The organism is Microbacterium marmarense, from assembly GCF_037204165.1.
GTDB classification, from domain to species: Bacteria; Actinomycetota; Actinomycetes; order Actinomycetales; family Microbacteriaceae; genus Microbacterium; species Microbacterium marmarense.
In genome coordinates this window covers 742,777-768,604 of record NZ_JBBDGL010000002.1, presented here as the reverse complement: position 1 = coordinate 768,604, position 25,828 = coordinate 742,777, and the positions used below count along the sequence as shown (strand labels likewise).

Annotated in this window: 22 protein-coding genes; 18 read left to right on the top strand and 4 right to left on the bottom strand. The window is 63.5% G+C overall.

Going from position 1 to position 25,828, the window contains the following annotated elements:
• Nucleotides 1–61: 61 nt before the first annotated feature.
• Nucleotides 62–1,501, top strand: coding sequence for a gluconokinase (locus tag WDU96_RS10115; RefSeq protein ID WP_337338349.1), 1,440 nt, complete (start codon nucleotides 62–64; stop codon nucleotides 1,499–1,501).
• Nucleotides 1,502–1,526: 25 nt separating this feature from the next.
• Here WDU96_RS10115 and WDU96_RS10110 read toward each other — a convergent pair whose 3' ends face one another.
• The gene (locus tag WDU96_RS10110; protein WP_337338348.1) at nucleotides 1,527–2,222 is read right to left on the bottom strand and encodes a FadR/GntR family transcriptional regulator; all 696 of its coding nucleotides are present in this window, start codon (nucleotides 2,220–2,222) and stop codon (nucleotides 1,527–1,529) included.
• Between the two features lie 157 nt (nucleotides 2,223–2,379).
• Here WDU96_RS10110 and WDU96_RS10105 point away from each other — a divergent pair, with 157 nt between their 5' ends.
• The 5 genes from WDU96_RS10105 (at nucleotide 2,380) to pth (ending at nucleotide 7,261) form a co-directional block, all read left to right on the top strand.
• On the top strand, nucleotides 2,380–3,768 hold the full coding sequence (locus WDU96_RS10105) for a GntP family permease (protein WP_337338347.1): 1,389 nt from the start codon (nucleotides 2,380–2,382) through the stop codon (nucleotides 3,766–3,768).
• Nucleotides 3,769–3,793: 25 nt separating this feature from the next.
• Complete coding sequence (locus WDU96_RS10100) at nucleotides 3,794–4,561, top strand: SDR family oxidoreductase (RefSeq protein WP_337338346.1); 768 nt, start codon at nucleotides 3,794–3,796, stop codon at nucleotides 4,559–4,561.
• A 20-nt stretch (nucleotides 4,562–4,581) separates the two neighbouring features.
• The gene (locus WDU96_RS10095; RefSeq protein WP_337338345.1) at nucleotides 4,582–5,601 is read left to right on the top strand and encodes a zinc-binding dehydrogenase; all 1,020 of its coding nucleotides are present in this window, start codon (nucleotides 4,582–4,584) and stop codon (nucleotides 5,599–5,601) included.
• A 373-nt stretch (nucleotides 5,602–5,974) separates the two neighbouring features.
• Nucleotides 5,975–6,595 (top strand): 50S ribosomal protein L25/general stress protein Ctc, encoded by a 621-nt coding sequence (locus WDU96_RS10090; RefSeq protein ID WP_337338344.1) that lies wholly within the window; start codon nucleotides 5,975–5,977, stop codon nucleotides 6,593–6,595.
• Nucleotides 6,596–6,676: 81 nt separating this feature from the next.
• Nucleotides 6,677–7,261 carry an aminoacyl-tRNA hydrolase gene (pth, locus tag WDU96_RS10085; protein ID WP_337338343.1) on the top strand — a complete coding sequence of 195 codons (585 nt, stop codon included), beginning with the start codon at nucleotides 6,677–6,679 and terminating at the stop codon, nucleotides 7,259–7,261.
• A gap of 19 nt (nucleotides 7,262–7,280) precedes the next feature.
• Here pth and WDU96_RS10080 read toward each other — a convergent pair whose 3' ends face one another.
• Complete coding sequence (locus WDU96_RS10080; RefSeq protein WP_337338342.1) at nucleotides 7,281–7,832, bottom strand: hypothetical protein; 552 nt, start codon at nucleotides 7,830–7,832, stop codon at nucleotides 7,281–7,283.
• Between the two features lie 79 nt (nucleotides 7,833–7,911).
• Between WDU96_RS10080 and mfd the strand changes: the two genes are divergently transcribed.
• Complete coding sequence (gene mfd / locus WDU96_RS10075; protein WP_337338341.1) at nucleotides 7,912–11,517, top strand: transcription-repair coupling factor; 3,606 nt, start codon at nucleotides 7,912–7,914, stop codon at nucleotides 11,515–11,517.
• A 57-nt stretch (nucleotides 11,518–11,574) separates the two neighbouring features.
• Here mfd and WDU96_RS10070 read toward each other — a convergent pair whose 3' ends face one another.
• Nucleotides 11,575–14,247 carry a phosphoenolpyruvate carboxylase gene (locus WDU96_RS10070; protein ID WP_337338340.1) on the bottom strand — a complete coding sequence of 891 codons (2,673 nt, stop codon included), beginning with the start codon at nucleotides 14,245–14,247 and terminating at the stop codon, nucleotides 11,575–11,577.
• A 145-nt stretch (nucleotides 14,248–14,392) separates the two neighbouring features.
• Here WDU96_RS10070 and nhaA point away from each other — a divergent pair, with 145 nt between their 5' ends.
• The 3 genes from nhaA to hisS are packed head-to-tail and all read left to right on the top strand — an operon-like array spanning nucleotide 14,393 to nucleotide 17,577.
• The gene (gene nhaA, locus WDU96_RS10065; RefSeq protein ID WP_337338339.1) at nucleotides 14,393–15,583 is read left to right on the top strand and encodes a Na+/H+ antiporter NhaA; all 1,191 of its coding nucleotides are present in this window, start codon (nucleotides 14,393–14,395) and stop codon (nucleotides 15,581–15,583) included.
• 52 nt (nucleotides 15,584–15,635) lie between these two features.
• Entirely contained in the window at nucleotides 15,636–16,274 is a 639-nt protein-coding gene (locus WDU96_RS10060) for a nucleoside triphosphate pyrophosphohydrolase (RefSeq protein ID WP_337338442.1), read from the top strand.
• 31 nt (nucleotides 16,275–16,305) lie between these two features.
• Nucleotides 16,306–17,577 (top strand): histidine--tRNA ligase, encoded by a 1,272-nt coding sequence (hisS, locus tag WDU96_RS10055; protein ID WP_337338441.1) that lies wholly within the window; start codon nucleotides 16,306–16,308, stop codon nucleotides 17,575–17,577.
• On the opposite strand, the gene WDU96_RS10050 is transcribed toward hisS, so the two are convergent.
• Nucleotides 17,570–18,814 carry an APC family permease gene (locus WDU96_RS10050; protein WP_337338338.1) on the bottom strand — a complete coding sequence of 415 codons (1,245 nt, stop codon included), beginning with the start codon at nucleotides 18,812–18,814 and terminating at the stop codon, nucleotides 17,570–17,572. The two genes, hisS and WDU96_RS10050, sit on opposite strands and share 8 nt — an antisense overlap.
• An 80-nt stretch (nucleotides 18,815–18,894) precedes the next feature.
• Between WDU96_RS10050 and WDU96_RS10045 the strand changes: the two genes are divergently transcribed.
• From WDU96_RS10045 to WDU96_RS10010, 8 genes are all read left to right on the top strand, one after another.
• On the top strand, nucleotides 18,895–19,818 hold the full coding sequence (locus tag WDU96_RS10045; protein ID WP_337338337.1) for an SGNH/GDSL hydrolase family protein: 924 nt from the start codon (nucleotides 18,895–18,897) through the stop codon (nucleotides 19,816–19,818).
• Between the two features lie 102 nt (nucleotides 19,819–19,920).
• Complete coding sequence (locus tag WDU96_RS10040; RefSeq protein ID WP_337338336.1) at nucleotides 19,921–21,498, top strand: sodium-dependent transporter; 1,578 nt, start codon at nucleotides 19,921–19,923, stop codon at nucleotides 21,496–21,498.
• Nucleotides 21,495–21,662 (top strand): methionine/alanine import family NSS transporter small subunit, encoded by a 168-nt coding sequence (locus tag WDU96_RS10035; protein WP_337338335.1) that lies wholly within the window; start codon nucleotides 21,495–21,497, stop codon nucleotides 21,660–21,662. The genes WDU96_RS10040 and WDU96_RS10035 overlap by 4 nt, the downstream gene beginning before the upstream one ends.
• 69 nt (nucleotides 21,663–21,731) lie before the next feature.
• Nucleotides 21,732–22,088 carry a GntR family transcriptional regulator gene (locus WDU96_RS10030; protein WP_337338334.1) on the top strand — a complete coding sequence of 119 codons (357 nt, stop codon included), beginning with the start codon at nucleotides 21,732–21,734 and terminating at the stop codon, nucleotides 22,086–22,088.
• The gene (locus WDU96_RS10025) at nucleotides 22,078–23,082 is read left to right on the top strand and encodes a DUF1648 domain-containing protein (protein WP_337338333.1); all 1,005 of its coding nucleotides are present in this window, start codon (nucleotides 22,078–22,080) and stop codon (nucleotides 23,080–23,082) included. Before WDU96_RS10030 ends, WDU96_RS10025 begins: the two co-directional genes overlap by 11 nt.
• A gap of 97 nt (nucleotides 23,083–23,179) precedes the next feature.
• Nucleotides 23,180–23,848 carry an O-methyltransferase gene (locus WDU96_RS10020; protein WP_337338332.1) on the top strand — a complete coding sequence of 223 codons (669 nt, stop codon included), beginning with the start codon at nucleotides 23,180–23,182 and terminating at the stop codon, nucleotides 23,846–23,848.
• Nucleotides 23,849–23,976: 128 nt separating this feature from the next.
• On the top strand, nucleotides 23,977–25,257 hold the full coding sequence (eno, locus tag WDU96_RS10015) for a phosphopyruvate hydratase (RefSeq protein ID WP_337338331.1): 1,281 nt from the start codon (nucleotides 23,977–23,979) through the stop codon (nucleotides 25,255–25,257).
• A 32-nt stretch (nucleotides 25,258–25,289) separates the two neighbouring features.
• The gene (locus WDU96_RS10010) at nucleotides 25,290–25,817 is read left to right on the top strand and encodes an FtsB family cell division protein (protein WP_337338330.1); all 528 of its coding nucleotides are present in this window, start codon (nucleotides 25,290–25,292) and stop codon (nucleotides 25,815–25,817) included.
• Nucleotides 25,818–25,828 lie beyond the last annotated feature (11 nt).

The window sequence follows — 25,828 nt, the reverse complement described above, 5'->3', positions numbered from 1 at the left end:
ATTGGGGCTATGCGGGACGATGTTGTCGTCGCCGTCTCCCTCCGACGATGGACAACAATTCATGATCATCCTTGCGCTGGAAGCCAGCACGACGTCTGCCAAGACGATGCTCTTCGATACTGACAGCGGCGAAATCGCTGTTAAATCGCGGCGCTTCGAGACCGACGGGCCAGACGCCGCTGTGCGCGACGGTGACGCGATCTGCACTCAGCTGTTCGCGCTCGGGCGCGAAAGCGCGCACGGTCATGAAGTTGATCTAATCGTGCTCAGCGGGACCTGGCACGGTCTCACCCTGCAGACACCCGCGTTTGAGGCAGTCACCCCGGTGATGGAGTGGCCGTACACCGGCGCTCAGGATCTGTGTGCGACGTTGCGAGACGACGCGGAGCTCACGTGGTGGTTCTACGAGCGCACAGGTTGCATGGTCAATGCGGTCTACCCCGTGTTCAAGCTGATGCATCTCGCGCAACAGGGCCATGACCTCACATCGGTTGTCGCCATGGATCAGCCGAGCCTCGTGTTCGCCCGGCTGACGGGCGAGTGCTGGACGACTCCGTCGCTCGCTTCGGGTACCGGCCTGCTCAATGCCACGACCGCAGATTGGGACCACGAGGTCATTGCACGCTTCGGGCTCGAGCACGTGCAGCTTCCCGAGCTTCGAGCGTCTACGCAGACGGCGTCCCTTCTGCCCGAAGCGGCAACTTTGCTTGGCATTCGCTCCGGCGTGCCAGTGCTTGTCCCCGGTCCTGATGGCGGGCTCAGCCAAGTTGGCGACCTTGCGACCGAACCGGGAGACATGACCTTTTCGATGGGCACGAGCGGGGCGTTGCGTCTCGCCTCCCGGCATCCTGCCTTTTCGCCCACACTCAGTACCTGGTCGTACCGCTCGCCGATGGGTTCGCTGAGCGGTGCGGCAACCTCGGGGTGTGGAAACTGCGTCGATTGGGCACGCGAGCGACTCTTTGGAATGTCTACCGACTATGCCGAGATCGAACCGCTGCTTTCTGCGGACAGGCTCGACACACCAGTGTTCATGCCCTTCCTGTTTGGCGAGCGCAGTCCAGGATGGCAAGACCAGCGACAGGGGGGACTGCTCGCACTGCAACCGCATCACACCCGCGCTGACATGTACCAAGCCGTGCTCGAGGGCATTGTCTACTCGCTGTTTCACTGCTTCAAAGAGCTGACCGCGCTAAGCGGTTCCCCCAGGCGCGTCATTCTCTCGGGTGGCGTGCTTTCCTCCCCGTTTTGGACGCAGCTGACCGTCGATGTCTTCGGCGTCGAGATGGAAGTGTCGACGCAGCAGCACAGCTCGACGGTGGGTGCCATTCGCATGGGGCTCGCCGCGCTGCAGCTGCCCATGCAGCATCCGGCACTTGACTCGGTCGAACGCCGGATCGTTCGACCTCGACCAGAGCGGCGCGCGCAGTATGACGCCGGCTTCACGCGGTATTTGGATCACTACTCACGAACAGTGCCTGTTGCCCCGTCGAAGAGCTGACGCGGCACGAAGCGGCTGACCGGCTTCAGCTCAGCGACCGCACCTCTGACAGAACAGCGTCGACGTAGCGACGGGTGTGGTGTTCGGCCGCTTCGGCGTCGCCGCGAGCGATCGCCGCTGCGGTCTGAAGGTGGTTGTGCAGCGCTTCGTGGTGAGGCGTCGGGGGAGTGAGCCCCTCGCGTGAACGCCCACTGATCACTGCCGCGATCGCAGACTTGGTCGCGGCAAGCATCAGGTTGCCGCTCGAGTCGAGGATCAGATCGTGGAAGGCGATGTCGGCACGCAGGTACTCCTCGGAGTCGCCCCTGCCCTGGCTTCCCAGTTCGTTGAGCTGGTCAGCCAATCTGGTGAGTTCGGCTCGCTCCACATCACTCGCACGCGTAGCGCTGAGGCGGGCGGCGACCGGCTCGATCGCCGCGCGCAGCTCGGTCACGACTACCAGCTGCTGATCTCGCCGCGGGCCCGTGAGCTGCCAGGCGATCAGCTGGGAGTCCAGGGCGTTCCACTGATTCACCGGCCGGACGGTGAGGCCAACTCGACGGCGCGATTCGAGCATCCCCATGGCCTCGAGCACCCGAACGGTCTCTCGTACCACCGTTCGCGAGACTCCGTACTCGGATTCGAGTCCGGCGAGGGTGAGAACGACGCCGGGCTGCAGTTCGCCCGATGCGATGCGCTCGCCGAGCGCATCGAGCAACGGTCCGTGAGCTGCCTGCGCCACGAGGGCCTCCAATAAATATGATCAAAGCTTGCCAAAAATATGATCATTGTGGCAAGATCACTGCACGCGCTGAAATTCATAGAGCGCGTCGCACGAATCCTAACGCGGGAGCCGGGGTGTCCCCGAGTTCTCATTCCTCACATCAATGGAGATTCAGATGGAAGATTGGACCCAAACGCTGGGTACCGGGCCGCTTCTGGCCATAGCTGCGGGCGCGATCGCGCTCATTCTTGTGCTCATCATCGTCTTCAAGGTGCATGCCTTCTTGACGCTGATTATCGTCTCGTTGCTGACCGCACTGGTTGCGCAAGTGCCGGTGTCGGAGATCGCGACGACTCTGCTGGGCGGATTCGGTGCAACCTTGGCGAGCGTTGCGTTGCTCGTAGGCCTGGGAGCGATGCTCGGAAGACTCATAGAGCATTCCGGCGGCGCTAAGGCGCTGGCGGATCGCTTCGTCGAAATCTTCGGTGAGAAGCGCGCTCCTTTTGCGCTCGGCGTTGCATCGCTGATCCTTGGTTTCCCGATGTTCTTCGATGCGGGCCTCGTGATGATGCTCCCCATCGTCTTCGCCGTGGCGCGGCGCGTGTCAAAGAACAATGTGCTGCTGTTCGGCCTGCCCGCCGCGGCCGCATTCTCGGTCATGCACGTATTCCTTCCGCCCCACCCGGGCCCGGTCACCGCCGCAGGTCTGTATGGCGCCAACTTGGGAATCGTCCTATTGCTCGGCCTGCTGATCGCATTCCCGGTGTGGTACGTCTCGGGCTACCTGTGGGCGAAGTTCATCTCTGCGCGCATCAAGCTGCCTGTTCCCGCGCTTTTCGGTTCGATCGACGACGACCAGCCGGCTAACCCGCCCAAGCCGATGACGATCGTGCTGATACTGCTGCTGCCGATGTTCCTCATCTTCCTGAACACTGGCCTCACGACCCTCGCGAGCGAAGGTCTCGTCGCCAGCGACTCGCTGTGGGTACAGGTTCTGACCTTGCTCGGCAACTCGTTTGTCGCGCTGCTGATCACCGTTCTGGTGGCGACGTATGTTCTCGGCACTCGCCGCGGCGAGAACGGCACCGCTCTGGAGAAGACGCTTGATTCTTCGTTCGGTCCGGTTGCTTCGGTCATCTTGATCACCGGCGCTGGCGGAATGTTCGGTGGCGTCTTGCGCGCGTCAGGAATCGGTGATGCATTGGCAGACACGCTGAGTGACCTGGGCCTGCCCGTCATCGTCGCCGCCTACATCATCGCGGTTGTCATTCGCCTTGCACAGGGATCTGCGACCGTCGCACTGGTGACTGCCGCAGGACTCGCGGCGCCGGCGGTGCTCGCAGGCGACTTCAATCCGCTTCAGATAGCAGCGATCACGCTCGCAACCGCTGCCGGCTCCGTCTTCGCCGGGCATGTGAACGACTCCGGATTCTGGCTCGTCGGGCGACTCATGGGCATGGACGTCAAGACCACCCTGAAGACGTGGACCGTGCAGCAGGCGATCGAGTCCGTACTGGCATTCGTGCTCGTTCTCGCTGTATACGGCGTTGCCACCCTCGTCTGACCGCAACTGAAAGGCACCTCTGCTCATGTCTGAACTTTTCACTGTCGCTGACCGTCTCGCGCTGGTCACCGGTTCATCCCGAGGACTCGGCCGGTCGCTCGCCCTCGCCCTCGCGCGAGAAGGGGCCCGTGTCGTCGTTCATGGGCGAAATGCGCAGGCAGTGGAAAGCACTCGTGCCGAGGCTGAACGTCTCTCAGGACGACCGGCGGCGGCTGTCACTTTTGATGTGACTGATGCTGCCGGCGTCGAGGCTGGCATCGCCAAGCTCTTCGAGGAGGTCGGCGTGCCTGACATTCTCGTCAACAACGCCGGCGTGCAACGGCGTGGCCCGTTCACAGAGTTCTCTGTCCAGGACTGGGACGACATCATCGCGGCGAACCTCAACGGGCTCTTCTATGTATCTCGATTTGTGGCGCCTGCCATGGTTGAGCGGGGCTCCGGAAAGATCATCAACGTGGCCTCGGTGCAGTCATTGCTCGCGCGCCAGACCATTGCCCCATACTCGGCCTCCAAGGGGGGTGTTGTGCAGCTGACCAAGGGCATGGCCGCGGATTTGGCGCGACATGGCGTGCAGGTGAACGCGATTTCTCCTGGGTACTTCGCGACAGAGATGAACAAGGATCTCGTCGATGACCCGGATTTCACGGGTTGGCTGAAGGCCCGAACCCCGGCTCAGCGCTGGGGTGACTTCGCAGAGCTAGACGGTGCGCTTATTCTGCTCGCCTCAGATGCATCGAGCTTCATCTCGGGTCAGAACATCTTCGTCGACGGTGGAATGACCGCCGTCGTATGACCATCGGAAAGGAACAGATGATGCGCGCTGCCTATATCGAAGCCACGCAGAATCTCGTCGTGCGCGAGACATCCATCCCGCAGCCGGGCCCCGATCAAGTACGAGTACGAGTGGACTACGTGGGAATTTGCGGATCGGATCTCCACTACTACTTCACTGGTGCCAACGGTGCGTTCGTCGTGCGAGAACCGCTCATTCCCGGACACGAACTGTCGGGTCGTGTCGACGATGACCCGCTGGGAGTCTGGGAGTGCGGCAGGCCGGTCACCGTGCATCCCGCAACCTTCGGGACTCCGCTCCCCGAAATCATCGACGAGCCACACCTTTGGCCGGGCGGGGCGTATCTGGGAAGCGCTTCGACAACACCGCACACCCAGGGTGCTCTGGCGGAATACATCTTGGTCGAGCGTGACATGATTCGCCCCCTGCCGGAGTCGTTGCCCGTGCGTCGCGCGGTGCTCGCCGAACCGCTCGCGGTAGCGCTTCATGGCATCGCGCAGGCGGGTGGCGTCGCAGGTGCGCGCGTGCTCGTCACGGGCGCTGGGCCCATTGGCCTGCTGGCTGTTGCTGCTGCTGCCGCCGCAGGTGCGAGCAGCATCTGCGCCACAGACGTTCTGCCCGGACCGCTGGCCCGCGCCAGCGCACTTGGCGCCGACACGGTGATCAACGTGGCTGCAGACGAGGTTCCCGAGAGTGCCTACGACATCGTGCTCGAATGCTCGGGCGTCGCACCGTCGATATCGAGCGCCCTGCGAGCGGTTCGCGCTCGAGGCACCGTGGTTCAAGTCGGGATGGTTCCCAACGAGAACCGACCGCTGAATATCGCGCCATTCATCTCAAAAGAGGTGCGATGGGTAGGCACATTTCGTTTCAAGGACGAGATTGATCGGGCGGTTGCCCTACTCGATTCGCACCCGAGCATCGAGAGAGTCATCACCCACGAGGTATCCGCTGAGTCCATCGAAGAGGCGTTCCAGATCGCTCGCGACTCGGAGCAATCCGGCAAGGTCATCGTTTCGATGTGGCCGGAGGGCGGATAGCTCAGTTGTTGTCGTAGGAGCGGCCCATAGACCAGAAAGCCAACGTCGTTCCGACTGCACCGATCAGCGCGACAGCGCCGACCACCCACAGCAACACGTGTGTCAAGAATCCGTACTCCATGCAAAACCTCCGGGTGCTGATCGGGTGAGTCTTCATCGTAGCCGGGTCACTGCTAGACTATGTGCTTGTACTTCGGCGAGGGATGCCCCGATTTCGCTCTACAGCAGCAATCGGCATCCGTAATCGACGCGGTGATCTAGGCCCCGGCTTTCCTCACGCGCTCGCGTTTGAGTCGAAACAACCCCACATACCCTGGGCCTTCGCAGGTTGGCCCGCTGACAGAACGGGCCTGAGCGCCCGCAAGGAGCAACAATGTCGAACGAGCCCGACCACAAGGTCATCGCAGACGTCCGTGAGAACTTCGGCAAGGGCTTCGCCCGCCGCCTTCGCGCCGCTGGCAAGATTCCTGCCGTGATCTACGGGCACGGCACCGAGCCCGTGCACGTAGCCCTGCCCGGTCACCAGGTTGCGCTGCTCATCCGCCGCGCAAACGCGCTGCTCACGATCGTCATCGATGGCAAGGACCAGCTCACCCTGGTCAAGGACGTGCAGAAGGACCCTGTGCACCAGATCATCGAGCACATCGACCTCATCGTCGTGAAGAAGGGCGAGAAGGTCCAGGTTGACATTCCGGTCACGGTCGTCGGCGAGCCTGCTGCCGGCATGAACGTGAACCAGCACGCAGTGTCGGTTCTGCTCGAGGTTGAGGCAACGCACATCCCGCAGGGCGTTGAGGCTGACGTTGAGGGTCTTGAAGAGGGCGCTCACATCACCGCAGCCGACCTGTCGCTGCCTAAGGGTGCGTCGCTGGCCGCTGACCCCGAACTGCTCATCGTGGCGATCTCGGCGCCGTCTGCTGCTGCTGAAGAAACAGACGCCACGCCTGCTGAGGGCGAAGCTCTTGACACGCAGGCCGAGGAAGCAGCCGAGTAAGACTCTCACTGATAGCGAGGGGGTGCGGATTCCGCGCCCCCTCGTTTCGGTTTGTACGCGCCGTCAGACAGGATGGAAGACATGGCACAGTCTTGGTTGATCGTGGGCCTGGGCAATCCGGGGCCGCGCTATGAGACCACCCGCCACAACGTGGGGCAGCTGGTCGTGGACGAACTTGCGGCTCGCCGCAGCGAAACGTTCCGCGCGCACAAGACGAACTCGCGAACGGTTGAGACCTGGTTGCGCCCGGGCGGCGACAAACTCATTCTCGCCAAACCGAACAGCTTCATGAATGTTTCGGGCGGTCCCGTCGCAGCTCTGGCGAACTTCTACTCCGTGGATCCGGGCCATGTCGTCGTCGTGCACGACGAGCTCGACATCCCGTTCGACACGATCAAGCTAAAAATCGGCGGCGGACACGGTGGGCACAATGGGGTGCGCGACGTCGCAAAAGCGCTGGCCACCCCCGAGTTTCCCCGAGTGCGGGTGGGCATCGGCCGTCCGCCCGGACGGCAAGAGACATCCGATTGGGTGCTTGATCCATTCGGAGCTGTCGAGCGAAAAACCCTCCCGATCTTGGTGTCGGATGCTGCCGACGCGGTGGAACAGCTGATTGCCGAAGGCCTGGTCGCGGCTCAGCAGAAGCATCACGCACCGCGAGGCTAGCGGCGGGTGAGGCGCGGGCTCAGAGAGATCCGCTCGCATTCATCGTCGCGCCGACCGCGAGGGCGCTCGGTATGACGACCAGCGCGATGAGCGGCCCAGCGCTTGCCAGCACAACCGCGGCGATTCCGGCACCACGCCCGCGTCGGCGCACAATCGCGACGATGCCCTGGATGAGAGCCCAGGTGCCGCACACGGTGCCGACCCAGAAGGCGATCTCGGCAAACAGCACCCACTCGCGCACCGGAGTCAGGGTCGCGGGACTGAACTGCGCAGAAGTGAGCACATTTTGCGTAAGCGCACCCTGGCCGATTTCGAAGGCGGCGAGCCCCAGCGCCACGGGTACGACAATGGCCGCAAAAAGCGAGAGCAGCAGCGGGACAACGCCGAGCGCGGCGCTACGCTTCTGTGCCGGGGGAGCGCCGGCACCGCGTTGTTGTGCGGGCGCGGAATAGCCCGGAGGCATCGAATAACCTGCGGGCGGAGCAAAAGGACGTGCGCTCGGCGCCGCCCACCCGCTCGTTGCGGGCGCGGACTGCGGCACGGGGGGTTGACCAGGTGTGGAATCGCTCACGCCTTCATCCTAGAAGCGTGCTTGTCTTGCGTACGAGCGCGACTGCCGGGGTGTCGGCTGTGCGCCGTACACTTCTAAGGTGACAGTTCCCGGGATAGTGCGCGCCCTCGAGCAGGCGGAGCCCTTTCAGGACGCCGTTTCTGTGGCGCCTGTAAACGCCGACTTTTCTCTCGTCGAAGGGCTTGACGCCCCGCTTCTTGCCGCTCTTATCGAGCGCCGCCGCGCAGCCGGAAAGCCGCCGGTGGTGCTGCTGATCGCACCCACCGGGCGACGCGCTGAGTCGCTCGGGCCCGCGCTCGGTGCGCTTTTGCCCGGTGCCGAGGTGTTTCACTTTCCTGCGTGGGAGACCCTGCCTCATGAGCGTCTGAGCCCGAGTGCAGAGACTGTCGGCAAGCGGCTCGAGATTCTCGCGCACGTGGCGAAGTGGCAGGGCAAGACGCCACTTGTCATCACGTCGTCCGTGCGCGGGGCAATTCAGCCGATCGCAGCAGGCCTCACCGACGTTGGACCGATCGAGCTGTCGATGGGCAGCCGAGGCAACGAACTGGGCGATGTGGTGCTCGGGCTCGTCGAACGTGCCTACTCGCGCGTCGACATGGTGTCGCGCCGCGGTGAGTTCGCTGTGCGCGGCGGCATCCTCGACGTGTTTCCTCCCACCGCTGCCCATCCCTTCCGCATCGAGTTCTTCGGCGACGAGGTCGACCAGATTCGAGAGTTCTCCGTCGCTGACCAGCGCTCGCTGCCTGAGGACGTGCGAACAGTGTCACTTCTGCCTAGCCGTGAACTTCTGCTCACGCAGGACGTCCGCGAACGTGCCGCCGCGCTGCACGAGACGTTCCCCGGTCTTCGCAACATGCTCGAGAAGATGACCGAGGGAATTCCCGTCGAGGGCATGGAGTCACTGCTGCCCGCTCTGGTCGATCGGCTCGTGACGCTCGTCGACTATCTGCCACAGGGCGCAGCGGTCGGCTTGGTTGACCCCGAACGCGCCGTGAGTCGCGCGATCACGCTGAGTGATACCAATCGCGAGTTTCTGGATGCTGCGTGGAGCGCCGCGACAGCGGGCGCCGACACTCCCGTAGACCTTGGCACGGGCGATTTCGTGCCGTTGCCCGCATTGCGCGAAGCCGCAGAATCACGCGGCGATGTCTGGTGGACTTTGAGTTCATTCGACTCGGGCGAGGCAGATGCCTCGGCGGAGGGGCTGCTCGACATCGACGCAGCCCTCGAGGCAGCGCGAGTCGTGCGCGTGCCGGGCAACGCGGTGCCCTCGTTCCAGGGAAACGTCGACGGTGCAACAGCACACATTGCCGAGCTGCTGCAAGCAGGGTGGCGTGTGATCGTCACCGCCTCCGGAGCTGGCTTGGTCGAGCGCGCGCGCGATGTGATGGCCGAGCGTGGAATCGCCGCGCGCATGGTCGATGAGGTTCTCGCCATTCCTGAGCCGGGCGTCGCGCACGTGGTGCTGTCTGTTCTGGAGCGCGGATTCGAATCAGCCGAGGCCAAGCTCGCGGTTCTCACCGAGTCTGAGTTCTACGGCCGCACGATCGGTGGCGACCAGCGCGTGGTCAAGAAACTGGCATCGCGGCGTCGCAATGTGGTTGACCCGTTGCAGCTGAAGGCGGGCGATGCGGTCGTGCACGTCACCCACGGCATCGGAAAGTTCGTTGAGCTCACCCAGCGCGAGGTCTCGAGCGGCGGTCGCAACGCGATCAAGAGCACCCGCGAGTATCTCGTGATCGAGTACGCGCCGTCCAAGCGGGGCTACCCGGGCGACAAACTGTTCGTGCCGACGGACCAGCTCGACCTGCTGTCTCGCTATGTCGGGGGCGAGACGCCCGTGCTGTCGAAGATGGGCGGTAGCGATTGGGCCCAAGCGAAGGGCAAAGCACGCCGCGCGGTGCGAGACATCGCGGTCGAACTGGTGAAGCTCTACTCTGCGCGCATGGCAGCCAAGGGGCACGCCTTCGGCCCTGATACGCCGTGGCAGCGTGAGCTCGAAGAGGCATTCCCGTTCGCCGAGACCCCTGACCAGCTGCAGACGATCGATGAGATCAAAGCCGACATGGAGAAGCCGATTCCCATGGATCGACTGCTGTCGGGCGACGTCGGATTCGGTAAGACCGAGGTGGCAGTGCGCGCGGCGTTCAAGGCCATTCAGGATGGCAAGCAGGTCGCAATGCTGGTGCCGACCACGCTATTGGTCAAGCAGCACATCGAGACGTTTGCCGAGCGCTTCGCCGGATTCCCCGTGAAAGTGCGAGCGCTCTCGCGCTTTCAGACCGATAAACAGGCCCGCGAGGTTCTCGCCGGCATCACCGACGGCACTGTCGACATGGTTATCGGAACGCATCGCATTCTCACCGAAAAGGTGGTTTTCAAAGATCTCGGCCTGATGATCATCGACGAAGAGCAGCGATTCGGCGTAGAGCACAAAGACGCGTTGAAGAAGCTCAAGACGAACGTCGACATTCTCGCGATGAGCGCCACACCCATTCCGCGCACGCTCGAGATGGCAGTCACCGGCATTCGCGAGATGTCGACGTTGCAGACTCCACCCGAGGATCGGCACCCGATTCTGTCGTACGTCGGACCTCGCAATGACAAGCAGATTGCGGCTGCCATACGTCGTGAAATGTTGCGCGAAGGCCAGGTGTTCTTCGTGCACAACAGAGTGCAGTCGATTCAGCGTGTGGCGTCTGAACTCGCCGAGCTCATTCCAGAGGCGCGGGTTGTCGTGGCGCACGGTCAGATGGGGGAGCACCAGCTCGAGCAGGTCGTCGACGATTTCTGGGAGCGAAAAGCAGACGTGCTGGTGTCGACCACGATCATCGAGACCGGCCTCGATATCGCGAATGCGAACACCATCATCATCGACCGCGCAGACAAGTATGGGCTGAGCCAGTTGCACCAGCTGCGCGGGCGAGTCGGTCGCGCACGCGAGCGTGCCTACGCCTACTTCATGTACGACGAGATGAAGCCGCTCTCTGAAACCGCTGCCGACCGTCTGGAGACTATCGCGGTCAACAACGACCTCGGATCCGGCATGCAGGTGGCACTGAAAGACCTCGAGATCCGTGGTGCGGGAAACATGCTGGGCGCCGAGCAGGCGGGGCACATCGCTGGCGTCGGCTTTGATCTCTATCTGCGAATGATCGGCGAAGCTGTCGCGACTTTCCGAGGCGACGACGTCGAAGGCCCTGTCGAGTTGCGGCTCGAGCTGCCCGTGCAGGCTCGTATTCCTGAGGCTTATATCGACAGTGAACGGCTGCGACTCGAGGCGTACCAAAAGCTCTCAGCGGCGTCTGCCGCGCAGGCGAAAGACGATTCGCTCGATGCGGTGATCGACGAGCTTCGTGATCGCTATGGCGAGCCGCCCGCAGATGTTGAAGGACTGCTGTCCATCGCTCGGTTGCGCCGGCGCGCCACGCAGGCCGGACTGACCGATGTGGTTGCGATGGGGCCGAACCTGCGCGTCGCACCCGCTCATCTGCCGGACTCGATGCGCGTGCGGTTGCAGAGGCTCTATCCGAAGGCGAAGCTACTCGCTGGCGGAGATGCCCTGGTTGTGCCGCTGCCGCGGGTGGATTCGGAACCAGTCAGTGACGCCGACTTGATCGCGTGGGTTGGTCAGCTGATCGATCAGCTCTGGCCCGCGCCCGCGAAACCCGCCGCCGCACAGTAGTCTTCGTGCCGCACGCAGACGATCACCTCTCGCAGTGATCGTCTGCGTGGCATGGTGTCACCCGGTGTTCTGCAGCCCGGCCGCGACACCGCTGACCGAGAGCAGCAACAGCCGTTGCTGCGCAGCATCCACCGGAGCGCTCTCATCGGCATCGCGCAGGGCGCGCAGCGCGCGCAGCTGCAGCAACGAGAGCGCATCGACGTAAGGGCTGCGCATCTTGACGGCCCGCTGCAGAACAGGCTTATTGCCTAGCAGTTCGCTCCCGCCCGTGATGCGGGTCACCCAGGAGCGAGTGAGCGCCATTTCATCGCGCACAAGCGTGGCGAGGTCGTCACGATCGCCCAGATCGAGGTAGCGCTGCGCGATGCGGTCGTCGGCCTTGGCGAGGCTCATCGCGACGTTGTCGATCATCGTCTGGAACAACGGCCAATCAGCGTAGGCCTGCGTGAGCAGAGCTTCGTCGGCGACCGCATCAAGAGCCGTTCCCAGCCCGAACCATCCTGCGAGGTTGATGCGGGCTTGAGTCCAAGCGAACACCCATGGGATGGCACGCAGGTCTTCGAGCGACTCCACTGACAGTCCACGGCGGGCGGGGCGTGAGCCGAGCGCCAGCAGACCGATCTCTTCCATCGGGGTCACGGTGGCGAACCAGGGGGCGAATCCTGGTGCCTTGACGAGCGAGAAGAAGCGTTCACGCGAAGCGGTGTCCATGGTCGCTGCGACTTCGGCGTACTTCTCCGCCGCATCGAAGTTGCGCTTCTCGTTCGACGGTGACGAGGCCAAGAGTATCGCCGCAGCGACTTGGTCGATGTGCCGCATCGCAATTGCCGGGTCACCGTAGCGTGCGAAGATCACCTCGCCCTGCTCGGTGAGCTTGAATCGGCCGTCGACAGAGTGCTGCGGCTGAGCGAGAATCGCCGAGTTCGCGGGCCCGCCACCGCGGCCGAGCGCACCGCCGCGACCGTGGAAGAGGGTGAGCTCGATGCCCTCTTCCTGGGCCCACGCCGAGATCTTCGCCTGGGCTTCGTACAGTGCGAGGTTGGCAGCAACCGGGCCGACGTCTTTCGATGAATCGGAATAGCCGAGCATCACCTCAAGGCGGCGCCCGGTCGCCTCGAGCCTGGCAGCGAACTCAGGATGGTTGACGATCTCGGCGAGAATGCCTGGCGCGGCCTGCAGGTCGGCGAAAGTCTCGAAGAGCGGAATGACATCGAGCACAGGGGTGTTGCCGTCCGGCCCGGCAGCGAAGGCTGCAAGCCGGTGCACGTTGGCGAGGTCTTCAGCTGATTGCGTGAATGACACGATGTAGCGCCCGGCGGCACGTGGTCCGAAGCGCTCCTGGATGAAGCCGACCGAGCGAAAGACGTCGAGGACTTCCTCGGCTTGCTCGCTGAGCGCACCGCCAGCATCAAGTTCAGCGAGCACCTTCGCGTGAACGGCGGAGTGCTGGCGCACTTCGAGCTCGCTGAGGTGAAAGCCGTAGGTCTCGACCTGCCAGATCAGCTGCTGCAGATGGCCGTACGCCTGGCGCGACGCGCCCGCAGCGACGAGCGAGTCCTGGATGACGCGCAGGTCGGCGAGCAGGTGCTCGGGATCGCGGTAGGCGAGATCAGCATTGCGTGCGTGCGTGGCCGTCAGCTTGCGGGCGATCAGCAGCATGATTCGCCGGTATGGCTCGTTCGGCGAGCGTTCGGCGATCTCGGCGGCCGCGTCTTCATCCGCAGCCTTCAATCGTCGCCATAGTGCCCCGGCCGCGTCGCTGGGCGGGGTAGATGTGGCGTCGAGCGTGAGCGTTCGGCCGATGCGGTTGGCGGTGCGTTCAAGGCCGAGCAGCACGTGCTCGCTGGCGATTGCCGCGGCTTTGCGCGTAACCGAGGCGGTCACAAACGGGTTGCCGTCGCGGTCGCCACCGACCCACGAACCCACTCTCACGAACGGGCGCACCACAGGTGCACGGTCGCCGGCCGCGGGGCCCTGCAGCGCGTCGTCAACGCGGCGATACACGTGGGGGACGGCGGTGAAAAGCGTTTCGTCGAACACCGCCATGACAGCGCGCACTTCGTCGGTGGGTGACGGCTTCTGCGGCCGCAACGGCGCCGTTCGCCACAGGGTGTCGATCTCTTCGAGCATCCGCCGCTCGGCGCGGCGCTGGTCGGCGCCGTTGCGGAGCGCCAGGTCGTGCTCTTCGAGCAGCTCCGACAGGCGACGGATGCTCTGCGAAACGGCACGGCGTCGCGCTTCGGTGGGGTGTGCGGTGAACACGGGGTGGAATCGCATTGCCTGCAGACGCTGGAGCGCCGAATCGTCGCCGACTTCTTCGGCCAGCCGAACGAACGCGGCGGCTACCGAATCGGTCGCGCTTTCGCGGGCGGGCCGCCCGTCGCGCTGGCGCAGCACTCGCACTCGCTGATGCTCTTCGACCAGGTTCACGAGGTGGAAGTAGGTGGTGAACGCTCGGGCGACTTCGTCTGCCCGCTCGACGGTGAGAGAGTCCGCGATGCTGGCCGCCCGTTCGAAGGCTTCGGGGGACTCGTCCGTGTAGGCGTGGATGGTCGCAACACGCAGGCGCTCGACATCGTCGTACAGTCCCTTCGACCCGCTCTCGCGGAGTACTTTGCCAAGGAGAGAGCCGAGCATTCGGACGTCGGAGCGCATCTGCTCCGGAATCTCCTGGCCGGCTTCGAATCGTCCGACAAGGTCGATCGCTTCGGTGTGAGTCAGTTCGCGCATCCTCTAACGGTAGCGTCGCTGTGTTTCGCGTTGGTCACGCGGGCGGCACTTATGACGTTGAACGTCGATAGACTCTTCTGCGGAGTGCCGGGAAGTCTGGTCGGCGTCGGTAGAGAACCACCGACTGGCACTCTGAAAGGACCCTATGTCCCTGCTTCGTTCCGCACGTTTCCCCGCGATTGTGCTGCTTTGCGCTGCCGCGCTCGGCCTCATTGTGGCCAATTCCCCTCTGGGCGCGGCCGCCGACGACATCATGCACGCCTACGTTGGCATTCCCGATGTTTTCGAGCTCTCCGTTGATCATTGGATCAAAGACGGTCTGCTGGTGCTGTTCTTCTTCGTTGTCGCCGTCGAGCTGCAGTTTGAGTTGACCAACGGCCAACTCAACTCAGCGAAGAAGGCGCTGCAGCCCGCAATTGCCGCCACCGGCGGAGTGATCGTGCCGATCATGGTGTTCTTCGCGTTCACCGCTGGCACCGATTCGGCAGACGGCTGGCCGATTCCTACGGCCACAGACATCGCGTTCGCGCTCGGCGTTCTCGCGGTGTTTGGGCGAGGACTGCCGTCAGCACTGCGCATCTTCTTGCTCGCCTTGGCGATTCTCGACGACATCGTCGGCATCATTTTCATCGCGGTGCTGTTCACCACCGATGTGAACTTCGGCATGCTCGCCGCCGCCGCTGTCTGCGTGGTGCTCTTCGGTGTTCTCAGTCGGCAGCTCGATGGCCGCGCGCGCATCGCGATCTCCATCGTTCTGGTGCTGCTCGCTATCGCCGCGTGGGTGTTCACCTACCAATCGGGTGTTCACGCGACCATCGCGGGTGTGGCGCTGGGGCTTGCGATGGCGCAACAGCCGGCTCTGCGCACCCGGCACGCAATGGAGCCGTGGGTGAACGGCGTAGTGGTGCCCGTGTTCGCGTTCGCTGCCGCGCTCGTGGTCATCCCTCAGGTGCCGCTGCGCGAACTCACTCCGGCGTTCTGGGGCATTGTTGTCGCACTGCCGGTGGGAAAGATTGTCGGAATCTCGCTGTTCGGCTGGATCTCACTTCGAGTGGGGCGCGACAAAACCGCAGAGAAACCCGCCCTCGCGTTCACCGATCTGCTGGCCGCAGGAGCACTCGGCGGCATCGGTTTCACGGTGTCACTGTTGCTCTCTGAGCTTGCCTTCGCGAGCAACGATGAGCTTCGTGACGAGGCAACACTCGGTGTTCTCGCCGGCTCAATGATCTCGCTCTTGCTTGCGGGCATTCTGGTGTCTTGGCGCGCGCGGCACTACCGCATGCTGGATCGCGTCGAGGCCGGCACCACTGCGGACGATAAGAGTGCCACGGCGTGATGTTGTCGTGAGCGATCCTCAGGGCGATTCTCTTCGCGAGGCGGCCGAAACCATGCGTGCGGTGCGTGATCGCTGTGTTTGGACACAGCAGATCGACCACCACGCGCTGGTGCCCTATCTCGAGGAAGAGAGCGCCGAGCTGATCGACGCGATCGAGGCGGGAACCCGCGACGACCTGCGTGAAGAGCTGGGAGACCTGCTGTGGCAGGTGCTGTTTCACGCTGAGATCGCGTCGAGAGACGCTCGGTCGCCGTTCGATATTGACGACGTGGCGCGCGGTCTCACCGACAAGATGGTTCGGCGTCACCCGCACGTGTTTGCCGACGCGGTCGCAGCGACACCCGAAGAGGTGCTGGTGCACTGGAACGCAGCGAAGGCCGAAGAGAAGAGTTCTCGCAGCAGTGTGCTCGATGGCGTCAGCGAGAGAATGCCCACCCTCGCCCTCGCGCAGAAGCTGATTGGCAAGGCGCAGGTGGTCGGCATCGAGCCCGACTCCGCGATTGCTTCGCAAACACCAGCATCCGAACAGCAACTCGGCGAACAGCTGCTCGCGCTGACCGCGCTTGCTAAGCGCGAGGGCTGGGATGCCGAACGCGCGCTTCGAGAACGCCTGCGCGCGCTGACCACTGACGTCCGCGAGGTCGAAGCCCGCCGCGCTGCACAGGTCACACCCGTCGATAGACAAAGATAGAAGCGTGGCAACGGTCAATCCTCCGCGCGGAATGCGCGACTTTCTTCCCGCAGACAAAGCTCGTCGCGAGCGTGTGCTCGCCGTCATTCGTGAGCGCTACCGCGCGCACGGCTTCGACGAGATCGAGACTCCCGTTATGGAGGAGTACGCACGCCTGCACTCGGGCATCGGCGGAGACAACGAAAAGCTCGCCTACAACGTGCTCAAACGCGGTCTCGATGGCGCGGCGATCACGGCTGCGGCTGACAGCCCGGCAGATCTCACCGATCTCGGGCTGCGCTACGATCTGACCGTGCCCCTCGCGCGTTTCTACGCGAGCCACCGGGGCGAGTTGCCGAGTGTCTTTCGTTCCGTGCAGATCGCTCCGGTCTGGCGCGCGGAGCGCCCGCAGAAGGGCCGCTACCGGCAGTTCATGCAGTGCGACATCGACATCATGGGCGACGCGAGTTCGCGTGCCGAGGCGGAACTGATCGTCGCCAGCCTCGACACGCTTGACGCATTGGGCCTTGAAGGTGCCAGCGTGCGAATCAACGATCGCCGAGTTCTCGATTGGATGCTGGGGCACTTCGGGTTCAGCGAAGCTGAGCGCCCCGGCGTGCTGATCACGATCGACAAACTCGACAAGATTCGAGCCGAGGGTGTCGTTGCTGAACTGCGTGAGCGAGGCGCGAGCGAGGCTGCGGTTGATGCATTTGAGTCCTTCATGCGCCGCCCCGTCACGCTCGAGTACAGCCCCTTCGGTGAGCGGCAAGTGCGCAAGCTGCTTCCTGACGCGGTGCCAGACGAGATCGTTGCGCACCTTGTGGGTATCGGCGCTGCGGTGAGCGCAGCGCGAACGACTTCAACCATCGTTCCTGGCGACATTCCGCTGGTTTTCGATCCCTTCCTCGTTCGGGGCATGGGGTACTACACCGGCACGATCTTCGAGCTGGCTCACCCGTCGGTCGACTATTCGCTCGGCGGTGGTGGCCGATACGACGGCATGATCGGCCGCTTCCTCGGTGGGGACGTGCCCGCCGTCGGTTTCTCGATCGGTTTCGAGCGAATCGTTGATCTGGTGAAGGATGCCGAAGACGAAGCATCCCGCTCGATAGTGCTCGTTCACGACCGTGACGTCGCGGTAGCTGAACTGCTTGCGATCAAAGCATCTCTGGTGGCTGAGGGCCTACGCGTGCGGCTCGAGGTGCGAACGAAGAACCTCAAGGCGCTACTGGAGCGCGCTTCAGCTGACGGCTACTCATCGTTTGCGATCGTTTCGGCTGGAGCGACCAGCGCCTCGCTCGAGATCAAGCCGCTTACATAGCCAGCAGGCGAACCCCGCGGTAGATCACTCCCGCAGCGACGACGGCGAGACCAGCGACCAGTGCTTGCCAAGGCAAGGTGATCGCAAGGACGATGCACCCTACGCCTCCAATGACCTGCAGTATTCGGGGATAGCGCCGCACGTCGACGCGTTGCCGAAACGCAGCAACATTCGCGACAAAGTAGTAAAGCAGTACGCCGAACGACGAGAAGCCGATTGCCCCGCGCAGGTCGAGGGTGGCGACAAGCACGATCACGATGAGGCCGAGCGTCAGCTCGGCACGGTGCGGCACCTTCCATCGCGGGTGCACCGCAGCCAGAAAGCGGGGCAGGTCACCCTCGCGTGCCATCGCGAAGCTGGTGCGACCGATTCCCGCGATCAGCGCCAGTAGGGCGCCGAGCGACGCTGCTGCAGCACCGACAGTTACGACAGCGGTTGTCCACGCGATACCGGAAGCCGCCGCGGCGTCGGCGAGCGGGGCTGTCGACGCGGCGGTGCCTTCGGGTCCGAGGGTTGAAAGCACCGCGGTGGCCACAACGAAGTAGACGACGAGCGCGAGGGTGAACGCGATGAGGATCGCGCGGGGGATTGTTCGCGAGGGGTCGCGTACTTCTTCGCCCATGGTGGCGATGCGGGCATAGCCAGCGAATGCGAAGAACAGCAGCCCGCCAGACTGAAGAATGCCGTACCAACCGAAGTCACCGGCCGGCTCGCCCGTGAGCCAACCGGGGGAGGTGGGAGCGGAACCGGCCGCGGCGACACCGATGCTCAGGCTGATCAGCACCACGGCGACGATCACTCGAGTGAGCTGAGCGGTGCGGGTGATACCGAACCAGTTGACCGTGATCAGCCCCATCACAGCGATGATCGCGACGGGGCGTTCCCATCCAGCCGGCGCAGCGTATGCGGCGAAGGTCAACGCCATCGCCGCGCAACTTGCGGTCTTGCCGATGATGAACCCCCAGCCCGCGGTGAATCCCCACCAGGGACCCAGTTCAGTGCGCCCGTAGGCGTAGGTGCCGCCCGATGTCGGGTGCACTGCGGCGAGCTGTGCGGTGGAGGTAGCGTTTCCGAACGCCACGACAGCAGCGATCGCAAGACCGACGAGCAGGCCGGAGCCGGCAGCGGCGGCCGCGGGGGCAAAAGCCGCAAATACTCCTGCGCCGATCATCGATCCCAGACCGATGAACACGGCGTCGCCCAGGCCCAGACGTCGCTCGAGTGAGGGGGCTGTCACGGTGGCATCTTACGTGGATCGAGCCGCGGGGCGGTGTACACCGCTGGTAACCACCCGGACGCATTGTGTTCAGCTCGTAGATGTGGACTCTGCTCATGGGGCGCATGGCGAAGTCGCAGAGCGTATGGAAGTGGCAGAGCCTCTGGAAGTGGGAGAGCGTCTGGAAGCTGCAGCGCGCATTGCTGACGGTCGGGGTGCTCATGGCTGCAGTGCTCAGCGCACGCACCGCGCTGCATCGACAAGCGGCCATCGCGCGGCGTCGAATTGGCAAGCCGCTGGGCGAAGACGCTATCGATGCCGACCGCATCTGGCAGCGGTCACTCGAGGGAACACCGATCGAGCTCCTCCTGCTCGGCGACTCGATCGCCGCGGGACTGGGTGCACACCGACGCAAAGACACCCTCGGCGGCAGGCTTGCGAAAGCGCTGGCATCGCAGATGCAGCGCCCCGTGCGCCTGACGACCGCGGCGGTGGTGGGCTCGGAGTCGTCACAGCTTGGCGTGCAGCTCGACGGCCTCGCTGACGGATACGTTGCAGACGTCGCGGTCATCATCGTCGGTGGCAACGACATCACGCATCGCATTCCCGTCACCATCTCAGCGGGCCATTTGGCGGGCGCTCTCGAGCGTCTGCACATTCGAGGAACACGCGTCGTTGTTGGCACTTGTCCAGACCTTGGCGCCCTGCGTCCTGTTCCGCAGCCGCTGCGAATACTCGGCTCGCGACTTTCGCGACAGTTGGCGGCCGAACAGGCCGCGGTTGCGCGTCGCGCGGGCGCACATGCGGTGTCGTTGCGCCACACCGTGGGGCAGTTCTTCATCTCTGAACCCGATGAGATGTTCAGCCTCGACCGTTTTCACCCGAGCGCCCTTGGATATCGCCGCACTGCTGATGCGTTGCTTCCCGCTGTCGCAACGGCCGTGGCTGAACGACAAGCTGCTGTCGAGGCTGCCACGCACGAGGTGACCAGCCCGGCGGTCACAGAGCAGAACGAGTCCGCGTAAAGAGCAGAACGCGTCCGCGTAAACAACCAGGTGCGCTCAGCACGGTGACGCTGGTAGCGTGCGCTCAACGGGCTCACGTGGCCCAGTAACGAGGAGGCGCCAGTGTCAGCATCCACCCCCGCGTCGGCATCAGCTGGCGTCGCACCGCAGCGCGAGCAATGGACCGGCCAAGCCGGATTCATTCTGTCGGCGATCGGTTCAGCGGTCGGGCTGGGAAACATCTGGCGGTTTCCCGGCGTCGCGTACGAGAACGGCGGCGGCGCGTTTCTGATCCCCTACCTCATCGCGCTGATCACGGCGGGAATCCCGATTCTGTTTCTCGACTATGCGATCGGGCATCGGTTTCGGGGTTCGGCACCGACTGCGTTTCGCCGGCTCGGCGGGCAGCGAAACGGGCGGTGGCTTGAAGGCCTCGGTTGGTTTCAAGTGACGATCGCTTTCGTCATCGGGCTGTACTACACCGTGGTGATCGCCTGGTCGCTGAGCTTCTTCGTTTTCTCATTCGATCTGCGTTGGGGCGACGACGCTGCCGGGTTCTTGATCAACGACTATCTGCAGCTCGGTGACCCGGGCTTGAGCATGCAGTTCGTGCCAGGAGTGCTCATACCGCTTGTGATCGTTTGGATCGCAGCAATCGTGGTGCTCGGAGCAGGCATCGCCCGTGGAATTCAGCGAGCGAACTTCATCTTCTTGCCGCTGCTGGTGGTGGCCTTTCTGATTCTTGTTGTGCGGGCCCTCTTCCTGCCGGGGGCTGCGGATGGCCTCAACGCGTTGTTCACACCGCAATGGGAAGCACTCGCCGACCCGAATGTGTGGATCGCCGCATACAGTCAGATCTTCTTCTCACTTTCGATCGCCTTCGGCATCATGATCACGTACTCGTCGTATCGCAAGCGCCGGTCGAATCTGACTGCTCCAGGTCTCGTGGTGGCTTTTTCGAATTCGTCGTTCGAGATTCTCGCCGGCATCGGCGTGTTCGCCACCCTCGGGTTCTTCGCGTTCGAGCAAGGAATTGCAGTGAGCGAACTGAACGACATCACCGGAGTGTTGCTGTCATTCGTCACGTTCCCCGCGATCGTTTCAGAGATGCCAGGGGGACCGCTGTTCGGCGCATTGTTCTTCGGATCGCTCGTCGTTGCGGGATTCACCTCGCTGCTGTCGGTGCTCCAGGTGGTCTCGGCAGCTTTTCAAGAGAAGTTCAACCTGTCACCGCGCCGATCTGCCGCCACGATCGGGGTCGTTTCGGGAGTGCTTTCGGTGCTGCTGTTCTCAACCACCACCGGACTCATCGCCCTCGACACCATCGATCATTGGGTCAACAACATCGGCATTGTGAGCTCGGCGATTCTGACAGTCGTCTTTGTTCTGTGGATGCTGCGCAAGGGCAAGGAACTGCGTTTTCATCTCAACAGCGTCTCCACTTTTCGGGTGGGGCGTTCTTGGCTCTTCTTCGTTGGCCTGCTTGCGCCCGTGGTGCTGGGGTACATGCTGATTCAGCGCATCGTTGTGCTTGTCTTTGAGGGATACGAAGGCTATCCGGTCAGCTACCTTCTGGCGGTTGGTTGGGGTGCAGTGCTGCTTTTGGTCATCGGCGCTGTGGTGATGCCGTTGTTGAAGTGGAAGCGTCCGGTCGATGACTTCGATGTGTGGCCCGAGTACACCGAGGAGGTAGTGCGATGACCGCTGTTGCCATCACGTTTCTGATTCTCGCCCTCGTGCTGGTGTGGGGCGGGTTGATCGTCAGCGCTCTCGCGCTGAGGTCGCGCCCCGAAGTCGAGCGCTATCCCGCCGGCGGGATCGACGATCACCGCGAAGACGACGCGCCGATCGTTCACGACACCTGATCCGCTCGACTCGGGTGAGGCTGCCGCAGGAATGGAACCGGCTTGTTCTATTTGATATAGAATAATCTCGTGCTAGTCAGAATCGAACCCACCAGCGACGCGCCGCTGTTCGAGCAGATCGCAGCGTCGATCCGATCGGATGCCGCAGCGGGGCGACTGCGCGCCGGCGACCGTTTGCCGACCGCTCGCGACGTGGCAGCCGCGCTCGACGTCAATCTGCACACCGTCCTGCGCGCATACCAAGACCTGCGCGACGAGGGCCTGGTCGACATGCGGCGTGGCCGAGGCGCGATCATCACCGATGCAGTGGTTGCACTCGCAGATCTGCGCAACGAGATCGACGAGCTGGTGGCGAGGTCTCGCCACCTCGGCGTCTCACCCGAACTGTTGACCTCTCTCGTAAAGGAGATCGCTCATGACCGTTGAATCCTCTCTGGTGGCTCGCCGCTTCGTTCTGGTTGCCGTTGTCATTCCGGCCGTGATCACCCTCATCGGCATCGTCATCCAGCTCATCGCGTTGCCCCACGTGCCCGCGACCGTGGCCACCCACTGGAATGCCGCAGGTCAGCCAGACGGTTTCGCGCCAGCATGGTTGGTTCCGCTGACGACGTTGCTGCTTGGTTTGGGTGTTCCGGCTTTGCTGGCGCTGTTTGCCGCTCCCGGCCTTCGGCGCGGCGACAGGGGAGTGACCTATCGCTTCCTCGGCGCGACCGGCACATGGGTTTCGGCGCTCATCGTTGTGTTGTTCACGTGGACGTTCGTCATGCAGAAGGGCGCGGAATCGTCGGCGGAAGCCACTGGGATCTTTCTGCCACTCGTCGTGGCGCTGGTCGTCGCGACGGGGCTGGCGCTGGTGGCGTGGTTCTTGCAGCCAGCGACCGAGACAGTGCGCTCGCTCTCGCGAGCTCCCCAAGATCTTGCGCTCGCCTCGGGCGAACGCGTCGTCTGGGTGCACGGAGCTGCCATGACGCCGGCCGTCATGTGGGTGCTCTGGGGGGTGTCGATCGTTCTGACCGGCGCCGGCATCATCGCCGTTGCCGCGGATTCCGGAGCTTCGGGATGGATTCTCGCGACGACCGGACTAGTTCTGCTGATCGCGGTAGGCGCGACAACGGCATTCACTGTCGTGGTGAATCACGCTGGGCTGACGGTGCGGTCGGTATGGGGAGTGCCGCGTTTTTCGGTGCCGCTGAGCGACATCGCGGCTGTCGAAGTGGCAGACGTCATGCCGATGGGCGAGTTCGGGGGTTGGGGCGTGCGAATGGCTCCGGGCCGGTTTGGCGTGGTGCTTCGGGCAGGTCAAGCGATCGAGGTCACCCGAAACGACGGGCGGCACTTCGTAGTCACGACTGACGATGCCGAAACCGGCGCGTCATTGCTCTCTGCTCTAGCCGAGCGCGCGAACGCTGCAACCACCTGATAGCAACTGACGCAGGCAATCTGCAGCATTGTCGAGACCATCACTACACATCTGCCAGACACTTGACGTCACGCCAGCGCCGCGGTTGGCTGGGCCTATGCCCGAGCCCTCTCCAGACGCATGGCGCCGCGTCGACAGCTATCTGACCGAGCTTCTCGTGGGAGCGGATCCCGTGTTGGACGCGGCCGTGCGCGAACAGCATGCGGCCGGGATGCCTGCGATCGAGGTCGCACCGGTGAACGGCAAGTTCTTGAATCTGCTCGCTCGCATCTCGGGTGCTCGCCGGGTGCTTGAGATCGGAACGCTAGCGGGCTATTCGACGATCTGGCTGGCGCGCGCCATTCCTGACGACGGTCACGTGATCACGATCGAAGCCGAACCTGCCAATGCCCGCGTTGCGCGCACCAACCTCGACCGCGCGGGCGTGGGGGCGAAAGTCGACATTCGGGTTGGACGCGCCGCCGATGTGCTTCCCACGCTTGAGGGCGATTCGCCCTTTGACCTCGTTTTCATTGACGCAGACAAAGAGTCCAACACCGTCTACCTTGACTGGGCTGCGCGTCTGGGACGAGCGGGCACCGTCGTGGTTGTCGACAATATTGGGCGAGGAGGCGAGATCGCTGACCCGGCGACCACCAACTCTCAGGTGATCGGGACGCAACGAGGACTCGAGATGCTCGCGCGTGATCCACGCTTCGATGCGACGGCGCTGCAGACTCTCGACCGAAAGGGCTATGACGGAGTCGCCGTGGCGGTAGTGATCTGAGCGCGGCGATTCCGGGTGCGGCGCGCAACGAAATATGACACTGGCAAGTTCGTTCACGGTCACTAGACTCGTGAACGGACCAAAGACGCTCCGCAGATCCACCCCTCCACGACACAAGGAGTACCTAAGTGGCACTTATCGAGGCAGTAGGCGCACGCGAGATTCTGGATTCACGCGGCAACCCGACCGTAGAGGTGGAGGTCTTGCTCGACGATGGCATCGTTCAGCGCGCGGCCGTTCCCTCAGGTGCGTCGACCGGCGCGTTCGAAGCATATGAGCTTCGCGATGGCGACAAGAGTCGATACAACGGCAAGGGCGTCCTCAAGGCCGTCGCCGCGGTTGTTGACGAGCTCGGCCCGGCAATTGAAGGAGTCGAGGCGAGCGAGCAGCGCATCATCGACGAGATTCTGATCGAGACCGACGGCACCGACAACAAGTCGCGCGCGGGCGCGAACGCGATCTTGGGCGTGTCTCTCGCCGTCGCCAAGGCCGCAGCAGACTCCGCGGATCTTCCGTTGTTCCGCTACCTTGGCGGCCCCAACGCGCACGTTCTTCCCGTGCCGCTGTTCAACGTGATCAACGGTGGCTCGCACGCAGACAACGGCATTGACTGCCAGGAGTTCTTCCTCGCGCCCATCGGCGCGGCCAGCTTCTCTGAGGCGCTGCGTTGGGGTGCTGAGACCTACCACGTGCTGCACAGCGAGCTGAAGGCAGCCGGATACACGACCGGTCTTGGCGACGAGGGCGGATTCGCGCCCGACCTCGGCAGCAACCGTGAGGGCCTGGACTTCTTGGTCAAGGCGATCGAGAAGGCTGGCTTCACCGTTGGCACTGACATCGCGCTCGGCATGGACGTCGCGGCAACGGAGTTCTACTCCGAGGGCAAGTATCACTTCGAGGGCAAGCCATGGACCGCAGCCGAGCTCACTGACTACTACGTTGACCTCGTCGACAACTACCCGATCGTCACTATTGAAGACGCTTTGGCAGAAGACTCGTGGGAAGACTGGAAGGCACTTACCGAGAAGCTGGGTGTCAAGACGCAGCTCGTCGGCGACGACCTCTTCGTCACGAACCCCGAGCGCCTGAAGCAGGGCATCGACCTTGGCGTTGCCAACTCGCTGCTTGTGAAGGTGAACCAGATCGGCACGCTCAGCGAAACGCTCGACGCTGTTGATATGGCACACCGTGCCGGCTACACCTCGATGTTCTCGCACCGTTCCGGTGAAACTGAAGACACGACGATCGCCGACCTGGTCGTGGCGACGAACGCAGGTCAGATCAAGAGCGGCGCGCCCGCACGCAGCGAGCGCGTAGCGAAATACAATCAACTTCTGCGCATCGAAGAAGAGCTCGGTGACGCCGGTAGCTTTATCGGCCGCGCCGCGTTCCCCCGTTTCAAGGGATAGCGCTCAACACACCGCAAGTGAGAGGGGGAGCCGTGGTCAAGAAGACGGCTCCCCCTTCTCGTACCCCCCGCTCGGCGGGGCGGGGGCAGATCGATGTGCGCGGCTGGCTCGGCGGCATTCGCCTATCGGGATTCATGGTCATCATGCTGTCGCTCGTGGTGCTTGCCGCGTTCGTGCTCGTGCCGACCATCGGCACCTACGTGAATCAGCGCCAGCAGATCGCCGCTCTTGAAGCCGCGGTGCAACTGAGCCAAGAAGAAGTCACAGCGCTCGAGCAGGAACGTGACCGATGGTCGGACGCGGCTTACATCACCACGCAAGCGCGCGAGCGGCTGTACTACGTCAAGCCAGGCGAGGTCGTCTACCTGGTAGACAATGATCTGCCGCCGGAAGACCTTCCCGTCGAGCAGCGCGAAGTGAGTAAAACCCTGGAGGTCACGCGGACCGACTGGATGGCGCAACTTGTCTCTTCGGTGACTGAAGCGGGACTCGCACAGACTGTCGTCGCGCCGACGATCGGCATTCCAGACGACGCGCCGACGCCCACGCCGACCGAGTAATCCAGCGGTGT